This is a genomic window from Adlercreutzia sp. (assembly GCF_056795635.1).
Genome location: NZ_JBQIIT010000004.1, coordinates 77,303 through 94,247, shown reverse-complemented (window position 1 = coordinate 94,247; position 16,945 = coordinate 77,303). Strand labels below are relative to the sequence as shown.

17 protein-coding genes are annotated in these 16,945 nt (G+C 61.2%); 5 read left to right on the top strand and 12 right to left on the bottom strand.

Annotated elements, in window-relative coordinates; genetic code table 11:
• Position 1: 1 nt before the first annotated feature.
• Positions 2–2,398: a molybdopterin-dependent oxidoreductase gene (locus tag ACTOXK_RS03520; protein WP_482277514.1), complete on the bottom strand. Its 2,397-nt coding sequence runs from the start codon at positions 2,396–2,398 to the stop codon at positions 2–4.
• A gap of 229 nt (positions 2,399–2,627) precedes the next feature.
• Between ACTOXK_RS03520 and ACTOXK_RS03515 the strand changes: the two genes are divergently transcribed.
• On the top strand, positions 2,628–3,218 hold the full coding sequence (locus ACTOXK_RS03515) for a TetR/AcrR family transcriptional regulator (RefSeq protein ID WP_482277513.1): 591 nt from the start codon (positions 2,628–2,630) through the stop codon (positions 3,216–3,218).
• A gap of 12 nt (positions 3,219–3,230) precedes the next feature.
• On the opposite strand, the gene ACTOXK_RS03510 is transcribed toward ACTOXK_RS03515, so the two are convergent.
• The 5 genes from ACTOXK_RS03510 to ACTOXK_RS03490 form a co-directional block, all read right to left on the bottom strand.
• The gene (locus tag ACTOXK_RS03510) at positions 3,231–4,124 is read right to left on the bottom strand and encodes an SOS response-associated peptidase family protein (RefSeq protein WP_482277512.1); all 894 of its coding nucleotides are present in this window, start codon (positions 4,122–4,124) and stop codon (positions 3,231–3,233) included.
• 9 nt (positions 4,125–4,133) lie between these two features.
• Positions 4,134–4,895 (bottom strand): hypothetical protein, encoded by a 762-nt coding sequence (locus ACTOXK_RS03505; RefSeq protein WP_482277511.1) that lies wholly within the window; start codon positions 4,893–4,895, stop codon positions 4,134–4,136.
• A complete protein-coding gene (locus tag ACTOXK_RS03500) occupies positions 4,892–5,863 on the bottom strand; it encodes a hypothetical protein (RefSeq protein WP_482277510.1) in 972 nt (323 codons plus the stop codon). The genes ACTOXK_RS03505 and ACTOXK_RS03500 overlap by 4 nt, the downstream gene beginning before the upstream one ends.
• 214 nt (positions 5,864–6,077) lie before the next feature.
• Positions 6,078–7,664 (bottom strand): FAD-dependent oxidoreductase, encoded by a 1,587-nt coding sequence (locus tag ACTOXK_RS03495; protein ID WP_482277509.1) that lies wholly within the window; start codon positions 7,662–7,664, stop codon positions 6,078–6,080.
• Positions 7,665–7,689: 25 nt separating this feature from the next.
• Complete coding sequence (locus ACTOXK_RS03490; RefSeq protein WP_482277508.1) at positions 7,690–8,232, bottom strand: cytochrome c3 family protein; 543 nt, start codon at positions 8,230–8,232, stop codon at positions 7,690–7,692.
• A gap of 400 nt (positions 8,233–8,632) precedes the next feature.
• On the opposite strand from ACTOXK_RS03490, the gene ACTOXK_RS03485 reads away from it, so the two are divergent.
• Together ACTOXK_RS03485 and ACTOXK_RS03480 are read left to right on the top strand one after the other, a co-directional pair.
• The gene (locus tag ACTOXK_RS03485; protein WP_482277507.1) at positions 8,633–10,075 is read left to right on the top strand and encodes a helix-turn-helix domain-containing protein; all 1,443 of its coding nucleotides are present in this window, start codon (positions 8,633–8,635) and stop codon (positions 10,073–10,075) included.
• Between the two features lie 178 nt (positions 10,076–10,253).
• On the top strand, positions 10,254–10,619 hold the full coding sequence (locus tag ACTOXK_RS03480) for an arsenate reductase family protein (RefSeq protein WP_482277506.1): 366 nt from the start codon (positions 10,254–10,256) through the stop codon (positions 10,617–10,619).
• Between the two features lie 69 nt (positions 10,620–10,688).
• Here ACTOXK_RS03480 and ACTOXK_RS03475 read toward each other — a convergent pair whose 3' ends face one another.
• Together ACTOXK_RS03475 and ACTOXK_RS03470 are read right to left on the bottom strand one after the other, a co-directional pair.
• The gene (locus ACTOXK_RS03475) at positions 10,689–11,843 is read right to left on the bottom strand and encodes an ATP-binding protein (protein WP_482279436.1); all 1,155 of its coding nucleotides are present in this window, start codon (positions 11,841–11,843) and stop codon (positions 10,689–10,691) included.
• Between the two features lie 189 nt (positions 11,844–12,032).
• Positions 12,033–12,611: a helix-turn-helix transcriptional regulator gene (locus ACTOXK_RS03470; RefSeq protein WP_482277504.1), complete on the bottom strand. Its 579-nt coding sequence runs from the start codon at positions 12,609–12,611 to the stop codon at positions 12,033–12,035.
• Between the two features lie 45 nt (positions 12,612–12,656).
• Between ACTOXK_RS03470 and ACTOXK_RS03465 the strand changes: the two genes are divergently transcribed.
• Both ACTOXK_RS03465 and ACTOXK_RS03460 read left to right on the top strand, forming a co-directional pair.
• On the top strand, positions 12,657–12,782 hold the full coding sequence (locus ACTOXK_RS03465) for a hypothetical protein (protein WP_482277503.1): 126 nt from the start codon (positions 12,657–12,659) through the stop codon (positions 12,780–12,782).
• A 33-nt stretch (positions 12,783–12,815) separates the two neighbouring features.
• Positions 12,816–14,018, top strand: coding sequence for an FAD-binding protein (locus ACTOXK_RS03460; protein ID WP_482277502.1), 1,203 nt, complete (start codon positions 12,816–12,818; stop codon positions 14,016–14,018).
• Positions 14,019–14,317: 299 nt separating this feature from the next.
• On the opposite strand, the gene ACTOXK_RS03455 is transcribed toward ACTOXK_RS03460, so the two are convergent.
• From ACTOXK_RS03455 to ACTOXK_RS03440, 4 genes are all read right to left on the bottom strand, one after another.
• Positions 14,318–15,586, bottom strand: coding sequence for an ATP-binding protein (locus ACTOXK_RS03455; RefSeq protein ID WP_482277501.1), 1,269 nt, complete (start codon positions 15,584–15,586; stop codon positions 14,318–14,320).
• Between the two features lie 198 nt (positions 15,587–15,784).
• Positions 15,785–16,030, bottom strand: coding sequence for a hypothetical protein (locus ACTOXK_RS03450; protein ID WP_482277500.1), 246 nt, complete (start codon positions 16,028–16,030; stop codon positions 15,785–15,787).
• Complete coding sequence (locus ACTOXK_RS03445) at positions 16,020–16,655, bottom strand: DUF1700 domain-containing protein (protein WP_482277499.1); 636 nt, start codon at positions 16,653–16,655, stop codon at positions 16,020–16,022. Before ACTOXK_RS03445 ends, ACTOXK_RS03450 begins: the two co-directional genes overlap by 11 nt.
• On the bottom strand, positions 16,652–16,945 hold a 294-nt coding region (locus tag ACTOXK_RS03440), incomplete at its 5' end, for a PadR family transcriptional regulator (protein WP_482277498.1). The genes ACTOXK_RS03440 and ACTOXK_RS03445, both read right to left, overlap by 4 nt.

The window sequence follows — 16,945 nt, the reverse complement described above, 5'->3', positions numbered from 1 at the left end:
GCTATTCACCAGCCTTCTTGATCTCGATGAGCGTGTCGTTGAAGGGAATCATGGGGCCGAAGGGCATCACATAGCCGCGCTCGTTTAGCTGGTCATTGGAGACAGACTGCATAATGGTGCCGTCCAAATACTGGCGGTAGGTGCTCTCCACCATGAAGGCGCTATCGGGACGCACGGCCTCGTTCAGGTGCAGCACCGTGCGGAAGGAGCCGCGATCGTTGAAGACCTCCACCGCATCGCCGTCTTCCAGACCGCGGGTGGCGGCATCGGCCGGGTTCAGCTCGATGCAGGGCTCGGCCACTTCCTGAATCCATTTCGCGCCCGAGTAGGCCGAGTGCACGCGGAAGCGGGAGCGGGCCTGATTGAACTGCAGCGGGTATTTCTCGCGCAGCGGGTTCTCCGGATAGGCCTCGCAAGGCGCCTCCCAAGCGGGGAAGGCCTGGCCGAACTCCAGCATGTTCTCGTAGTAAGGCTCTTGGCGGCCTGAGGGGGTGGTGTATTCGAAACCGATTTCCGGCACTCGGAGCTCCTCCGACCCAATCAGTCGCTGGGCGCCGTTGTTCTCCTTCAAAGTCTCCAGCGTAAAGCCAGCCATCTGGGGATCGTCGCTCGACAGGAGCGCCCGGGCGTACTCTTCGCCATCGGCCGGGAACAAATCGCCCAGCCCCATGGCCTCGGCGATGCCCTTCTCGATGTAGAAGTCCGACTTGCTCTCGAACAGCGGATCGAGCACCTTCAAATTGGCCAAGATATGAGCGTTGGCGCACTTTACGCCGCCCACCTCATCAGCACACTCGAATTTGCTGCACACCGGCAGGACCAGATCAACGAAGTCGGCCACTGAGCTGTGATAGATATCGGCCAAGGCCACGAAGTCCAGGGAATCAATCCATTCCAAAGTCTTATTCCAGTTCGCAGCCTTCTGGGTGGGAATATCGCCGAAGAACATCGCGCCGTGAACGGCGTTGTCCTTCACCACATCGAAGAAGCCCTGAGTGCTCACCGGCGCCATGCCCTCGGGCAGCACCCAAGCGCCCAGCGCCGCCTCGTAGGGGGTCACATGGTAGCCGTAGATGCCGCAACCCGTGCCGCGCTTGCCGTAGTTCCCCGTCAACGAGGCAATGAGCACGTAGCAGTGGCCGGCCACATCGTTGTTATAGAACTTGTCTATACCGCCGACGCTGTTGCAAATAATGGAGGGGCCCTTCGCGTACTGGGTAGCCACGTCGACTATAACCTCAACCGGAACATCGCAGGTCGCGGAAGCCCATTCCAGCGTATAGGGCTCCATGTCCTTCCGCAAGCGCGTGAACTGAGTAACGTAGCGCTTGCCGTTCACAGTGAACTCGCCTTCCAATGCCGGAGTCGCACCCTCGGTGGTGTGGGGCACCGCCGCGTTCGTCGCTTCGTCCCACATATAGAAAGTCTTCACTTCCACCGGTTCGCCGGTTTCCGGATCCACCGCTTCGGCCACATCGGCCAGGCAGAGTCCCGTTTCGGGATCAATCAAGAACGGCAGCGCGGTGTGAGCCAGCACATGCTCGCGGTCGTACAGCTCTTCATCCAAGATGTACTTAGTCATGCCGAGGAAGAACGCCGGATCGGTACCAGCGCGCAGGCCAACCCACTGATCCGCCTTGCTGGCCGTCGGACTAAAACGCGGATCGAGGCAAATGATCTTCGTACCCGCTTCCTGGGCATTCATCATGGCGCGAGCCCAAGTCAAGCTCGTCTCAACCAGATTGCAATTTGCCATCAGCACCACCGCAGCCTCATCCCACTGCCAGATGGTGTTTTGAGCGAACAGACCGATCCATGGAGAAAATGCCTGAAACTGGCCGTTGCCCTGACCTAAATCATACCCATTCATGCTGCTCGTCTGAGCTCCCAGCACGCTCGGCAGCAGCGGTGGGAAGCGCTGGGAGGCCTCCGTGGAGAACTGGATCCACAGCGCCTCCTTGCCATACTTGTCCTGAATGGCCTTGAAATTCTCGGCGATCATTTGGAAGGCCTCGTCCCAGCTGATAGCCTCGAACTCGCCGCTTCCGCGCTCGCCCACGCGCTTCATGGGACGCTGGATGCGGGCGTCGCCGTAAATGTTCTGCACTTCGGAGATGCCCTTCAGGCATACGTTTTGGAAGCGCTTGTCCTCGTTCTCGCGCGGCTGGATCATGGCCAAACGCCCGTCGCGCACGGTGCATTGCAGCATGCAGTTGCACAGGCAGTGCTCATTGTGGTACGTGTAGCCGAGCGTCTCGCCGACGGCCTTTTCAGCCGGGGCCGCTCCTAGAGCCACACCCGTCAGACTCGTTCCGGCGAATCCGGCCGTGCCCACTGCCGCAGCTGTTTTCAGGAAGCTGCGACGGCTGAGCTTGGCGCCGTCAAATCTCTGCTCCATGATATCCTCCTGCTCCTAGGCTTCTCTCGTGCCTCCGCCCGCGCCTTCCCCGGGCAGGGCGGTTTCTGGGGTGCAGTCTACGGAGCGTCAACAGAGAAATCACTGCCCATTTACCAGGGCGCGTGGCTTATGCCGCACTTTCTGGAAAGTGGGCATAAACAGGTATGTTCCCCGAGGTGCGCAAGCCGTTAAGATACGGGGAGCCGAAAGAACACCGCAAGGAGGGGCCATGACGGACAAGAAGAGCGATCTGCGCGTCGTGCGCACGCGCAACGCCCTGCGCGGAGCCTTCGAGGAGCTGATCGCCGAGACGACCCTCGACAAGATCACCGTGAAGGCCCTCACCGACCGCGCCGGCATCAACCGCAAGACGTTCTATCTGCACTACGAGACCATCGAGGCGTTCTACGACGAGATCATGAACGGCATCATGGACGAGTTCTTCGCCTATTACGAGAAGACCCCCGACGATCCGTGGGACATGGACGGCCATGCGCGGCGCTTCTTCCGCTACCTGGCCGCCCAACCGCCCATGATCGAGCGGCTCGTGTGCTCGCCGAGCTTCTACGACTTCGGCGAGCGCATCTACGCCACCCAGATGGACCGCTACCGCGCCTTCGCCGACGAGCTGTTCTGGCGCGAGGGCATCGATTCCCATAGCGAGGAACTGGTGTGCGCCCTCATCCGCAATATGGCCTTGGAGTGCTACCGCCAGTGGGTACGAGCAGGGAAAGTGGTGCCGGTGGAAGATGCCGCCCAGCTGCTGGGATCCATGACACTCCACAGCGTCGAGCACCTCATGAGCCCGCGACCGGAATAGCAGGCGGCCCGGTTAGAACAGCGACATCTGATCGGGGTCGGCAGGCTGCTTCGGGGTCTTAACGGGCGCGGGCTCCTCGGTGGCGGTCAGGGGAATGGGGGCGCGGTTGAGCAGGGACCGCGCATCGGCGGCAGCGAGCCAAGCCAGAGCCTCGGGGGCCGTGAGCGACAGGGGCATGCGATGATGCACCGTTCCCACGACGACATCGGGCTCGCAGGTCACAAGCGCGAAGCGGTCGCCGATGCGCAGGCCGGCCAGCAACAGCGCCGTTCCACCCGCGGCCGCGAACCGGTACTGAGGACGCCGTCCGCGGGGGCGCGCACCGGCCGCCGGGGCGTCCTCCAGGCCCAGAATGCCCTGCTCGATGTCGGCCACCGCTCCGCGAGTTAGCTCGGGAGGGTCGTCGGCCGCACCCTGGACCGATGCCGCCGCGCCTTCCCCGACCGCCCCCGCGCCGGGAGTGCCCTCGCGGCTCCGGGTTTCGTAGAAGGCCCGCACGGGCACGATGCAGCGACCACGCTCCATGGCCTCATGCCACATACCCGAGCCCGACAGCGCCGATTCGATGCGAGCATTGAACACCGGTCCCCGCTTCCAGGGCACCTCGATGCCCCAGACCAGGCTCACCGTCGCGAAGTCGCTACCGCCGCCCCAGGCACGCGGAACATCCTTGCCATCAAGTGCCCCGTCGCCGTTGGCCCCCTCGCCCTCCGCCACAATGACCGGGCTTTCGCGCCCCGGATAGCAGTCGATGGCCTCCAAGGGCATCGCGGCTGGCCGCCCGAACACCGGAGGCATCACGGACGCGGCGCCCCGCCCCTCGGCGAGCGCCCGTCGTACCGCCCGCAGCCAGTCCACCACCGCACCGGCCTCTTCCCCGCTCAGCATCTCAAACCGATGGCACATGGGCGCCCCCTATATATCCAGTCCGTACACCGTCGACAGCAACTGCAGAGCCTCGCAAAGATCCATACCAAGGCCAAGCTGATCCACCCGCAGGCCGGAATCGCGCATATCGTCAACAAATGTCCTCAAGTCGGCGCGAATCCGCCCTCCCACCTCGACCGACATCCCGGCGGGAAGCAGCGACAGTAGCTGGAGTACATCCTTGCGATGCTTTTTCAAATCCCGTTCATTCACGTGATCGCCCCGTTGTTTGCGCTCGCTCAAATCAATGTGGGCTCTCACCTTAAGGGGAATGATATGGGCCGTATCGACAACGCTCAGCCCCTCAACGCGATCAAGGCCATCCGCAAGAAAGCCGAAGTAGTCGTCATCCAAAATAATGGCCGATAAGCTTGAGATGTCTTCTTCCAGAGGAAGAGGAGCAACGATTGCCCGCTCATCGTGCAAAGGGAAATCGGGATGGCGAGAAAATAACTCGATCATCGCGGGATAGGCGACGTTCTCCGGATCGGTAAAGCGATAGAAATGAACCCTCTCGCTGTTCCTCCACCCGCACGTATAGCCGGCCTTGAGAACAAAATCCCAAAACACTTCGCCGAACTCCCTACTCGGTCGATGGGAGAGCACGACGATATCCAAGTCCTTCGTTGCCCGAAACCTGAGTCCCTCGCGATCGAAGAGCAGGTCACAGGCGCTGCCGCCAATCAGAGCATAGGAAGTCGCAAACGGCTCGAAGGCCTCGCGGAAGAGCTCGATACCATGGACGCTCACAGACCAATTCTCCTCTCTAGAACTTCCAACGCTTCGTCCAAGCGGGGATCCTCTCCCTTCCTATCGCGGAGGGAAAGAAACAGCGGCACATCGCGAACGAACCCATCTACGGTCTCCACGTCATGGGACCACAGCTCAATAAGCGCATCGGGGCCATCCCCTTCATCGACTCGCACAACTCCAGCAGCCTCAAGGCGATCTAGCGCATCGGAGCCGTACATCGCATAGGTCGGCCACGGATCGTCGCCCAGCATCGTCAGGGAACTCAAAGCCGTCAAACCCGCTCGAGCGCAGCAGAGCTCCCCTAATGCCCCCGCCTCTTTGGGCCGCTTCACATAGAAGCGATCAAGACAGGGGGACGCAAGCGCCTCTTTAAGCTTGTCCCACACTTCGCGTTGCTGGGCGGCTGAGAGGGGAGAAATACGTCGCGTGCGACCCTCTATGACAAAAACTTCGGGGCTTCGAGCGGAAATTTCCGCAAAGTAATTCGAGACGCTCGGCAAGCTTTTTTCCATCAGCGCCGCCACATCACTCGTCGATTTACCCGCCCAGGACTGATCGAGAATACGGCCGGCCACCCGTTGGGCTTGGGGGCTCAGAATTCGAGTCTTCGGCCGATGCTTCTTCATGCTGCTCATCACAGCGAGCCCCAAAAATGGCACGAAGAAGCGCTCCGCTGAAGCAACCCAGGCGATGCGCTCCTCGGTCAGCCGCTGTATCTGGTACAGGCTCAGTTGGTCGGAGGCGACCACGCACGGCTTCAGAAAGTCAGATTGCAGCCGTTCCACTGCTTTCAAGAGCGGCGTAAGCTTTACTTCACCCCGCGGCATCACGAAAAGACATTCGGTCTCCCCCAGACTTCCTTCAACAATGGAAAACAGCGTAGAGAAAAAGAACGGGAGTCCCTTCGCGTCAATAGGCTCTCCCTTTTTGAGGGGAAACCCGAGAATCTGTGCGGGCAATTCCATATTCGCCTCCTAACTTTATACAATTTTAACTAATTTTACTTTATGAGTAAAGTTAGAAAAAATGAATAAATACAGCAGGTGGCATTAAGGCGAATTACCGCATCGCCCGCTACAGTCCCCATCAAACGCACGGGCCCCGCTGGCTAACGGGGAAGCGCCAGCGGGGCCCGGAAGATTCGTTGGCAGGCAGGAGAGATGCCGTCGCCTCGGGGCTTTACGCCGTGGGCAGGTACTCGTTCACGGCATGCTCGGCCGCCCAGTAGCCGGACACGCGGGCCCACAGCTGGGTGGAGCCGGGGGCGCAGGATACGTCGTAGTAGGGGCCGAACAGACCGCCGGCATCGGAACCGCCGGCATACAGACCGAGAATGGGCTTGAAGTCCCGACGGATGACGCGGGCGTACTCGTCCACCTTCAGGCCGCCCACGGTGCCGTAGAAGGCCAACAGGCAGCGGAAGCCGTAGAAGGGCGGCGTGTCCATCTTGCGCAGGAACTCCGGCGCCTTCAGGAAGTCGTGGTCAGCGCCCTCGTCGCAGTAGCCGTTGTACTTGTCCATCTCGGCCTTGAGGGCCGTCGGATCGATGCCCAGCATCTCGCCGAGCTCCTCGATGGTGTCGGCCTTGAACACGCGGGGGTTGTCGCGCTGGGTAGCCGCATCCAGTTCGTCCTGGAATCCCGGCACCGGCTCGCCCGGCTCGTAGTAGTTGGCACGGCGGGTCGTCACGCCCTCAGTCTTGATCTTCTCCACGAAGGCCTGGTCGATGATGGCATAGACATGCTGTTGCTGGGAGCCGATGTTGCCGGACAGCGTCCAGTCCTTGATGACGCTCTCATCGCAGAAGCGGCGCCCCTCCTGGTTCAGGAACACCTCGTCGGCCTGATTCACGCCGCACACGGTGAGCGCGCTCTTGTTGTAGTGGCCGGGCAGGATCCAGCTGCAGTAGTTCACCGCCTCCGGATGGTGCAGCAGGGCGTCGAGCTCAAGGCCCATGGTGATGCCGTCACCGCGCTGGGTGCCCATGGAGCCGCGGGGAATCACGCACTCGTAGGGCACGTTGGTGTAGCGCTCGAACATCTCCTTGTTGGCTGCGAAACCGCCGGTGCACAGATCCACGGCCTTGGCGTTCACCTGGATGATCTCTCCGGTGCGGCTCTTGCACAGCACGCCGGCCACCGCGCCCGCGTCATCCACGAGCAGCTGATAGGCCCGGGCGTCGAAGAGGAACTGCACGCCCTGGTCCTGGGCCAGCTGGTACATCTTCATGATGGCGGTCATACCGCCCGAGGTGCCATCCTCGCCGTGGTCGTACTTGCCCTTCTTGTTGTAGGTGATGCCCTGGAAGTCCGTCGTCCAGGCGCGCACCTTCTCGCCATCGTTGGCATAGCGGCGCGTCACCGTGGTGCTCGAGGCGTAGCGATGGTAGCTGGCCAGACCGTCGTAGTAATGGTCGGCCGCGCCCACGTTCTCCAGGGCGTTGTCAGTGCCCATAGCCACGTTGCCGATGTTCTCGACGTAGCGGGAATTGCCGCCCACGCCGTTCTCGGTGTTCACGTCCACGAGAATGACCTTGGCCCCCAATTCAGCCGCGCGGTTGGCGGCGCACAGGCCCGCCGTGCCCGAGCCGCACACGACGAAGTCGCAGTCATAGGTGGCAGACACCTCTGCCGGCGCCTCGGCGTCATCGGCCTCGTCGGCGTGAGCCATCTGGGGAGCGAGCCCCAGGGTGCTTGCAGCCAGGGCAGCGGCGCCCAGGGTAGTGGAGCCGAGCAGGAAGCTGCGGCGAGAAAGTTCTTGCGTCATGATAGTTCCCTTCCTTCCGTAATTCCTACTCGAATCCGTCCCAACCCTCGGGCAGATCCATGTAATGGCACTGCACGCAGTTCAGCGTCGGCTGGCCGTGCATGGAATGGCACTGGCCGCAATCCACGTCGCCGCGGTGGTTGTCGTGCACGTTGTAGAGGCCCTCGGGGTTGTAGACGGTCTTGTCGCCATCGAGAATGGTGGTGTCCACGATCTTCTCCCAGCTGTGGCAGCCGTCGTTCAGGCAGAACTCGCGCGTGGCGATGGTCTCCTCCGACGGGCCCACCAGCTCGGTGAAGTTGCCCACCTCGTCCACAACGGCGTCATCGTGGCAGCTCTCGCAGGTGTTGCCCAGCTTCTTGTGCATGGTGATGAGCGTCGCCGGATCCTCGGCCTCATAGCTGGCCACGTAGGGATCATCGGGGTGCTCGGCCATGACGGCCTCCCAGTCGCCCCCGCCCGTCTCGCTCATCTCCTGCCCGCTGGGGCTGCACGCGGCAGCCACGCACGCCATGGCGCCCATCAGCGCCAGCGTCGCAACCGCAACCACCATTTTCCTTGCTTTCATGATGCGTCCCTTCCTTTCCCCTCATTGGTTCGTTTCGGGTTCTCTTCTGTGCCGTGCCCCGTTCGCCCATGAATTGGAACTTGTTCGCGGCACAGTCCCGATTGTTTCACCGCACAATCCGGAAAGCACCTCATGTTTCATGGTGAATTTCCCGCCACCCCGTCCCCTACAGGCCCCATAAAAGCAGGGGGTTGACAAAGAATTGCCTGATCGCACTCTCAAACCGTCCTCTTTCCTCTCCGAGAAGTCCCTTTCCCTCACCTTTGCCGCCCCGTTTCCCCACCCCGTGGTTTCGGGTAGAATGGAGGGGCAGAATCCCCGGGCGCAGGGGATGCGGAGCCGCAGGGTTTGAGCCCGGACTTCCGCGCAAGAGCGCCATGGTTGCTATCGAGGGGTTGGGGTGTTGGTCACATTAAGGAAGCGTCAGTTCGCGCTGGCCCTCATAGGGCTCGTCTTCAGTTGGGTGTTTTTCCCGCCGGTCATGATGGCGGGGTTCTTTCCCGAGGCCCGGGCCTATTCCTACGCCAATGAGACCATCCTCGGCTTCTGCTTCCTGCTGTTCTTAGCCGCCGCCGTGGCCCGACGTCCCGTCGAGCGATTCATCGCCCAGCATCGTCCAGTCGTGTTGGGGCTCGTGCTTTTGGGATTGGCAGGCTATGGGGCGCTGCTTGCTGGATTCACCGTAGGGTACTCGCTGCCCCTGGCGCTGACGGCGACGTTCCTTCTGTCGGTCAGCTACGTGAGCCTCATGCTCGGCTGGATTATCCGGCTCGCCACCCTGGTTCCGCGCCAGACCATGGTGCTCCTGTTCGCTTCGGCCATTGGCTACGCTGCCCTCACCATGGGGAACTTCCTGCCCATGGAGGGGCGCATGGCCCTCTGCGGCCTGTCGGCGGCCCTGTCGGGCATCTGCTGGTTCGCGGTCTCGAAGGTGTCGGCCGACCACGCTCTGCCCCGGTTCAGCCACGATCTCAGCGCCTTGGGCCATGCCCCCTTCGTGCTATTGGGACTTCTCGCCGTGCTGCTCATCGGCGGCCGCATCGTCACCGGCCTGTACTTCAACCTGGATAAGGACGTGCCCTTCGGCGAACTGCTCGCCCGCTGCGCGAGCATTGCCTGCGTCATGGCCTACTGCCTCATATCGGCCCGGCGCGGCGCGTCGCTCGAGCAGGGCTACCGCAACACCTGGATACCAGCCGCCGGCCTGTTCCTGCTCGGCGCCATGATGATCATAGGCCTTCAGGGAGCCGCCACCTACGCCGGTCTGGGCATTGCCCACGGCGCCTTGAACTGCTTCGAGGTGCTCGCCTACCTCATCCTGTTCCAATTCGTGAAGAACGACCGCGTCTCACCCGTCTTGGTAGTGGGGCTGGGCATGGTCGTGTTCAAGGTGCTGCCTATCGCCCTGCAGCGACTCGTGTTCCCGCGCATCATCGCCTCCCTCGGCCTGACCGAGGTGGATGTGGTGCCGGCGGTTATCCTCATGTCCATGGTCGTGCTCGTCTCCGTGCTCGCCTTCGCCAACCACCGCCTCACCGCCAGCGAGTTGCACGCCCTTGCTCAAACCGACGAATCTGAGAGCGAGCGGGAGGATGACGAGAGCGATCACCCCAGCTTCGAGGATGCCTGCGCCGCCCTGGCCGCCGAGGCGGATCTCTCGGCCCGCGAGGCGGAGATCATGGCCCTCATCGCCCATGGCAACAGCCAGAAGCACATATCGGAAGTGCTGTTCCTGGCGCTCGGCACCGTGCAATGGTACGCAAAGACCATCTACCGCAAGCTGGGCATTCACTCCAAGCAGGAGCTCATCAACCTCGTGAACGAGCGCACCGGCGGCGCCTAGGCGAAATGCTCTTCCACACGGGCCGCATCTCCGCTACCATGAAGACGGGCGCGATCGTCGTCGCAGGAACCGCACCCGATCCGCAGTCTGCGCAGCACCGTCCCGCAGCCGCGCTGAGCGCCGCGCCTCACGTAACGACATCCCGCGCCATTCACGCATCCCGACGAAGGAGAACCCCATGACCACGAGCGTTTTGTTTTTGGAATACCCGAAGTGCTCCACCTGTCAGAAGGCGAAGCGATGGCTTGACGAGCGGGGCGCGGCCTACACCGACCGCCATATCGTGGAGGACAACCCCACGGCCGACGAGTTGCGCACCTGGCATGAGCGGAGCGGGCTGCCCCTCAAGCGCTTCTTCAATACGAGCGGCATGCTGTACCGCGAGATGGAGCTGTCGAAGAAGCTGCCCGCCCTGTCCGAGGCCGAGCAGTACGACCTGCTAGCCACCAACGGCATGCTCGTGAAGCGCCCGCTGCTGGTGACCGCCGCCACCGCCATCCCCGGCTTCAAGGAAGCCGCCTGGGCAGAGGCCCTGGAGGCTTAGGCCGCGAGCGCGTTTCGCGCTCCACTTCAACGAAAACTCAAATCGCCCAGGCTGGGAAGACCCGTCAGCTCACGCCAAATCAGCAAAAGACCTGACCACACCATGACGGGTCTTCAGCGTGTCGGTGCCTGAGTAAACGACTTCACGGGCCTCCGGAAGAACGCCAAGTACATCACCGAGCACATCAAGCGTTGCGAAAAACTTGGGGCTGTAAGTGGCCGAGGCCTTAATCTCAATGGCCCGTTGAATTGAACCGCCCTTTTCAACAATCACATCGATCTCGCGACCAGAAGAATCCCGCCAAAAATAGATGCTGGGAATCTTCCCCTGGGCATAGACCCCCTTCAACAACTCGGAAACCACAGCGTTTTCAAAAAGCGTCCCTTTGAAATAACTTGTCAAAAACTGCTCAGAGGTCTCAATCCCCAACAAGGAGCAGGCGAGACCGGTGTCGGCGAAATAGAGCTTCGGCGTTTTCACGAGTCGTTTGCCGAAATTGCGATGATAGGGGTGTAGCAGATGAATGATGAAGCTCTGCTCCAACACCGAAAGCCAATCCTTCGCCGTGCGCACGTTAATACCGCACTCCGTTGCGAGAGACTGAATGTTCACGAGGTTGCCAATACGCGATGCGCATAAGGCGATGAAACGGTTGAATTCTGTGAGTTTAACAACTCCGAGCTCACGACGGACATCGCGATCCAAATAGGTTTGAATATAGCTTGGGAAGTACTCGTCAGGATTCAACGCTACATCATACAGACGCGGATAGCCGCCCTTCACCACCCACTCCTCAACAGTCGGCGGCTGGCCGCCCGTCCCTCTCACTTCGCCATAGGACAAGGGTGGCAGATGCCGCACGGCAACACGACCCGCGAGAGATTGAGATATTGCCTCCATAAGAAGAAAGTTCTGAGAGCCGGAGATGATGTACTGTCCCGGTGCCCCCGATTCGTCCACCTTTCCTTGAAGATAGGAAAAAAGCTCCGGAACCCGTTGAGCCTCGTCGAAGATGGCATGGGAGTCGTACAGCGAGAGAAAGGAGCGCGGATCGTCTTGAGCCAACGCGCGAGCATCAGGATCCTCGAGCGAGACGTAGGCGTATTCGGGAAACTCGTACCGCAAGAGCGTAGTCTTGCCACTTTGACGGGGGCCCGTAAGCGATACCAGGGGAAACTGCCTCAGATTGCGTCGCAACGTCGCAGAAATTGATCGCGGGATCATAGCATCACCTAGCTCTTCGAAGAACACAGACTTTGTCGCGATGGACCATGCTGATAGACTACCAGAATATTCGATACCTTACTACAAGATTATCCGTCCTATGACTACCAGATTAGCGCAAATAACTCCCGCATCGGAGCAATACAAATCCACGACAAAGCCTGACTGTGACGAGGCCACAGCGAGCCTCTACACAGGGTAATCACCCAAAAGCTCCTGCAATTCCTGACGGTTGGCCACGCCGACCTTTCGATAGATATGGCGCGAGTGAGTTTTCATGGTCGACTCCGCTACATACAACTCGGAGGCGATGCGGGAAAACGTATAGCCGCGCATCATGAACAGCAGAATCTCCTCCTCGCGACGGGTGAGGCCATAGCGCTTCGCCACTTTTGCGCATCGCCGCGCCTCTCGCTCCTCCTCCGCCAAGACCGAAATTGCCGTGTCTGCCGCCCCTTCTCGCGGCATCACGCCCCAGGTGGTCTCGAAGTCGCGATCCGAAACCAACAGCATGGAAAGGGCCACCAGCACCACGACAAGGACGGCGACGGCAGCAGCGGTAGCCTCCTCTGGCACGGCGAGTAGCGACGCGCCCTCGGGAAGCACGGCGCCCAAAAACGAGCCGGCGGTCAACGCCGCTTGGGTGATGCCAAACAGCCAGAGCGCATTCACACCATAGCGAAACGCGATGGCGCAAAACACCGTCGCTATGAAAATGGAAAACAACGTAAACGCCGCATTGGAACAGAAAGCGGCCGCCACCGACACGCCCGTTCCTCCCAGTTCGCCGCCTTCAACACCGACAATGCGCGCATGATGGGCATTGAGGACGTCGATACCACCGAGCTGGTGAACGAGATGATGATCCAATGCGGCCATCGCGCCGACTTCCGCGTACTCAAGCGCTGGGCCGACCATTGCGGCGAGGCCTTCGACTAGTACGCCGGCGCCTACGACGGCCTTCTGTGGGAGGTGCCCGGCGGCGATAAGCTCGATCAGGAAACCCAGTACTACGTGGGGAACAACAACATCTATGCGCCCTATCGCTACGGCGTCGACCATGAGCGCGTGTTCACGGGAACCCTCTCGTTCCGCACTCCCGAAAAGGGCCACAAGCCCATCATGATGGCCAATTTCCAGAAGGCCTTAGATACGGGCAATGTCGAGGCCATTTTCAACGCTCGCGCCCGCCAACTGGTAAAAGATGACGCGGGACGCATTGTCGGCGTCATCTTCGAGGACGTGACCACGGGCGAATATACCCAGGTTAACGGTACACGCGGCGTGGTATTGGCCACCGGCGGCTACGTGCGCAATGACGAGCTTTTGGCCCACTATATGCCGTGGATCTACAACCTGAAGGAGAAGTTCACCTTCACCTACCCCCATGCTGACGTGAATGGCGAATACAGCGATCAGGGCGATGGCATGCTCATGGGGCACTGGGCCGGCGGCCACATCGAAGAAGGGCCGCACTGCGCCATGGCCCACGGCGATCTGGGCAAGATGGGCGTGGCGGCATTCCTGCAACTCAACGCCAACGGTGAGCGCTATATCAACGAAGACCTCACCAACGACCACTTCGGTTCGGCCGTGCTGCGCCAGCCCGGCACCCTGGTCTACCAGATTTTCGATGGCGACTTCGCCGAGCAGGCGACCCACATGCAGTCGGGTTTGGGCTCTTATACCAAACTCGCACCTGAAGTCGTGGAATCGGTGGACGAGTGGACCTCGGCCAAAGGTGATACCCTTGATGAGCTAATCGCCAACCTGGGGGTTGACGAGACCGTCGCCGCCACGATGAAGGCCGAGATCGAGCGTTACAACGAGCTGGCCGAAGCGGGCAGCGATGAAGACTTCGGCAAAACCGCCGAGCGTATGTTCGCCCTGAAGAAGGCGCCGTTCTACGCTATCAAGTGGGAGGTCACGGACGGTGAGGGTGGCGATCTGCACGATTCTCTGCGCTGCCTGGTGACCATGAGCGGTCTTTCTACGAATAAGAACGCCCAGGTTCTCGATGAGAACTTCAACGTGCTGCCCGGATTGTATGCCATCGGCAACACCCAGGGCGGCCGTTTCCTCGGCGATTACCCGGCCACTCTGGCAGGGGCGAGCCATTCCATCGCTATGACCTACGGTTACCTGACCGGCAAGTTCATCGCAGGCAACGCCTAAACGCCATTCCCGCTGTCGGCCGGCCTGCCAGCTTCCCTCCCCTCGCAGGCCGCCGGCCTATTGAGCCGAGAGCCCACCCTGCGCGGGCTCTCGGCGTTTCACGAGCGGAGCGCCCCCCTCGGGGCCATAGAGCCCACTGCGGACGCAGTGCCCCATTCCTGAGGAGCCTCCTGCCCCCGCTCGGGCGAAACTCCGATAGGATCCTGTTAGCGCCCCTCGCTACAATGACCAGGCAAAACCAGCTGCAGCAACTGATGGTGCCGGGACGGCAGGACTCGGGTGCCCTCCCCAACGAAAACTCAAATCGCCCAGGCGGGGAAGGCCCAGGCGCGCTCGTTCACGGGGAACGTGTCGTCGGCCATACACACAAGCGACCCCGTTCCCACCTCGCGCTTGAACGAGGTCAACGCTGAATCAGCCGGAACTTTCGCGGCATCGAGGACCGAGAACGCGCGAACGTCTTTCGCCTGCGGCATCGCCGACTTCTTCACCTCAATGGGGAACAAGCACCCGTCGCGCTCGAGAAGCAGATCAATCTCCTGCCTGTCATTGGTCTTGAAGAAGAAAAGCGGTGCAGTCATACCGTTGTTGCAGTAGCTTTTGTATATCTCCCCGAACACGAACGACTCGAACACGAGGCCCCCCATCGCTCCTGTTTCCAGGGACCGCGCGCTACTCCATCCGGCGAGGTGAGCCGCCAGCCCTGTGTCGGTGAAATGCATGACGGGCTGCTTGCTCAACCGCTTGATAAGGTTGTTCGCGTAAGGTTCCACGATTTTGACCAGATAAGAACTCACGAGGAGGGAGAGCCACGCCTTGGCCGTCTTCTGGTCGATATCGGCGATGCGCGCCAACTCGGCATACACCACCGGCTTCGAAGTAAGCGACGCGCAGGCGGCCATAAAGCGCCGGAATTTCAGCTCGTCGGCCACTTGAGACAGATCGCGAATATCGCGCATGAGGTAGGTGTCGATGTAGGAATCGTAAGCGGCGGCACGCATGTCGAGCGGAAGAGTGCAAATGCCTGGGAAAGAGCCGGCACTGATGCGGTCGAACACCTCAGTCACCGTTCGCTCAGGCATGGCCTTTACGCGCTCGGTGAAGTAGTCGGGCGACGGAAGGAAAGGGGCCGAGGGACGGCCTTGAAGTTCCGCATCCGACAGCCCCAGCATCTCGATGATGCCCGCGCGCCCCGCCAGAGATTCGGAAACGTGGCGCATGAGGTGGAAGGGCTGCGATCCCGTGAGCCAAAACCCCCCGTTCTCACTTGCGTTATCGGCGGCGATCTTGATGAACGGCAGCAGCTCGGGGGCGTATTGAATCTCATCGATGAGGACGGGAGGCTCGTAGCGTTGCAAGAAGAGCGCTGGATCCTCTCTCGCCAACTGGCGCACGGCGGTGTTGTCCAGCGTCACGTAGTTGCGCCTGCGACCAGCGATCTCGTCCTCTTCCATAAGGTGGCGAAGCATTGTCGTCTTCCCAACCTGGCGCGGACCGGTGACGACGACGACTTTGAAAAAGTCGGAGTAGCGGCGAACGACAGATTCAAGGGCACGAGGGATGTACATGAAAATCCTCTCAAATCTGGAATATAATTCCATTTTTGAGAGGATTATAACAGATTGACCCTTGCTGCGAACAGGTTTCCCGGAATGCATCGGGGGAGTCCTTATCTGCCTTCGAGGCACATTTGAACGTGCCGGGAAATCTCGCGGCACTCCCTTGGGTGTTCTGAGGCGCCTCGGTCGGCCGAAGATGGCTAGCAGCTAGGAAATCGTCGGAGGTTCGGGAGGTGTCGGGGCTGCGGGAATGCCGCAGGTATCGCCGGGTATTCCGGGAAAGCGCAACAGGTCCGCCACGGCCTGCCAGCTGGGATTCTCGAGGCCGGCTACGGTGAGGCCGACGATAGCCGTGCCCACCGTGAGGATGACGGCCCCGACCGCAATGCAGGCCACGGCCACCAGGTGGACGTTCTTCCACGTCAGCCAGGGGAATTTCTCGCTAAGATTCATGGACGGGCTCCTTTCCGACAAACGCAGCTGCACCCTCTTCTTTCACCTTCACGAAAGGCTCCTTGGCCTTCGCGATCCACTGGCGTGACACCTGCATGAGCGTTTTGCTGGCCGCCACGGCCCCGTGCAAGCAGAACAGCCCCAGGCCGAAGCAGAGAAGGCCCGATCCCAGCTCGAACACACCATAGGCCGGCTGCCCCATGACTAACGCCCACAGGCACACGCCGATGCCGAGCGGACCGCCGGCCAGCAATCCCGCCGCCAACAGCCACAACCCCAGGATGAGGCACCAGATGGTCAGCAGCCCCGCCAGCACCAGCATACCGGCAGCTAGCAGCAGCGTGAGCCACAGAGGCGACCCCAGAATGACGAGCGTCCAGTACAACGCGCGGTTCTTCTGCTTGGTGCGCACCACCGTCCGCGGCACCACAGGCAAATCGGCGATGATGGCCCGCGCGGCGGTCTTCGGGTCGTCCAGCTGGGCTGTGGCCTCTTCCTCGGTGAGGCCGTCGGCGACGCGATCGTCGATCATCTCGGTGTAGAAGGCCACCGACTCCTCGATTTCGCTCTCGGGCAGGCAGGCCAGGGCTGCCCGCAACGAGGCGAGATATTCCTGCTTGTTCATGATGCAGCTCCTTCAGTTCGGAGGGTTTTCGTCGATGGCGCAGCAGCCGGGGCAGCTGGGACGGTCGCTGCTGGCGCAGCAGCCGCAGGCGCGACCGTCGCAGACGCGCCACCGACCGCGGCTTCCCGCACAAAGCGATAGATGGCCTCCACCTCGTTCCACTCCTCCACAAAGGCCTCCACGCGGGCGCGGCCCTCCTTCGTGACGCGATAGTACTTGCGCAGCCGCCCGTTGTGCTCGGCGGAGCGCACGGCAATGCAGCCCGCGCCCTCCAGCCGCTTGAGCAGCGG

What these genes read in the sequence shown, in the direction of transcription:
- ACTOXK_RS03520 (WP_482277514.1), bottom strand. Translation starts at nt 2,398, where the DNA reads ATGGAGCAGAGATTTGACGGCGCCAAGCTCAGCCGTCGCAGCTTCCTG.
- ACTOXK_RS03515 (WP_482277513.1), top strand. Translation starts at nt 2,628, where the DNA reads ATGACGGACAAGAAGAGCGATCTGCGCGTCGTGCGCACGCGCAACGCC.
- ACTOXK_RS03510 (WP_482277512.1), bottom strand. Translation starts at nt 4,124, where the DNA reads ATGTGCCATCGGTTTGAGATGCTGAGCGGGGAAGAGGCCGGTGCGGTG.
- ACTOXK_RS03500 (WP_482277510.1), bottom strand. Translation starts at nt 5,863, where the DNA reads ATGGAATTGCCCGCACAGATTCTCGGGTTTCCCCTCAAAAAGGGAGAG.
- ACTOXK_RS03495 (WP_482277509.1), bottom strand. Translation starts at nt 7,664, where the DNA reads ATGACGCAAGAACTTTCTCGCCGCAGCTTCCTGCTCGGCTCCACTACC.
- ACTOXK_RS03490 (WP_482277508.1), bottom strand. Translation starts at nt 8,232, where the DNA reads ATGAAAGCAAGGAAAATGGTGGTTGCGGTTGCGACGCTGGCGCTGATG.
- ACTOXK_RS03480 (WP_482277506.1), top strand. Translation starts at nt 10,254, where the DNA reads ATGACCACGAGCGTTTTGTTTTTGGAATACCCGAAGTGCTCCACCTGT.
- ACTOXK_RS03475 (WP_482279436.1), bottom strand. Translation starts at nt 11,843, where the DNA reads ATGATCCCGCGATCAATTTCTGCGACGTTGCGACGCAATCTGAGGCAG.
- ACTOXK_RS03465 (WP_482277503.1), top strand. Translation starts at nt 12,657, where the DNA reads ATGATGGGCATTGAGGACGTCGATACCACCGAGCTGGTGAACGAGATG.
- ACTOXK_RS03455 (WP_482277501.1), bottom strand. Translation starts at nt 15,586, where the DNA reads ATGTACATCCCTCGTGCCCTTGAATCTGTCGTTCGCCGCTACTCCGAC.
- ACTOXK_RS03450 (WP_482277500.1), bottom strand. Translation starts at nt 16,030, where the DNA reads ATGAATCTTAGCGAGAAATTCCCCTGGCTGACGTGGAAGAACGTCCAC.
- ACTOXK_RS03445 (WP_482277499.1), bottom strand. Translation starts at nt 16,655, where the DNA reads ATGAACAAGCAGGAATATCTCGCCTCGTTGCGGGCAGCCCTGGCCTGC.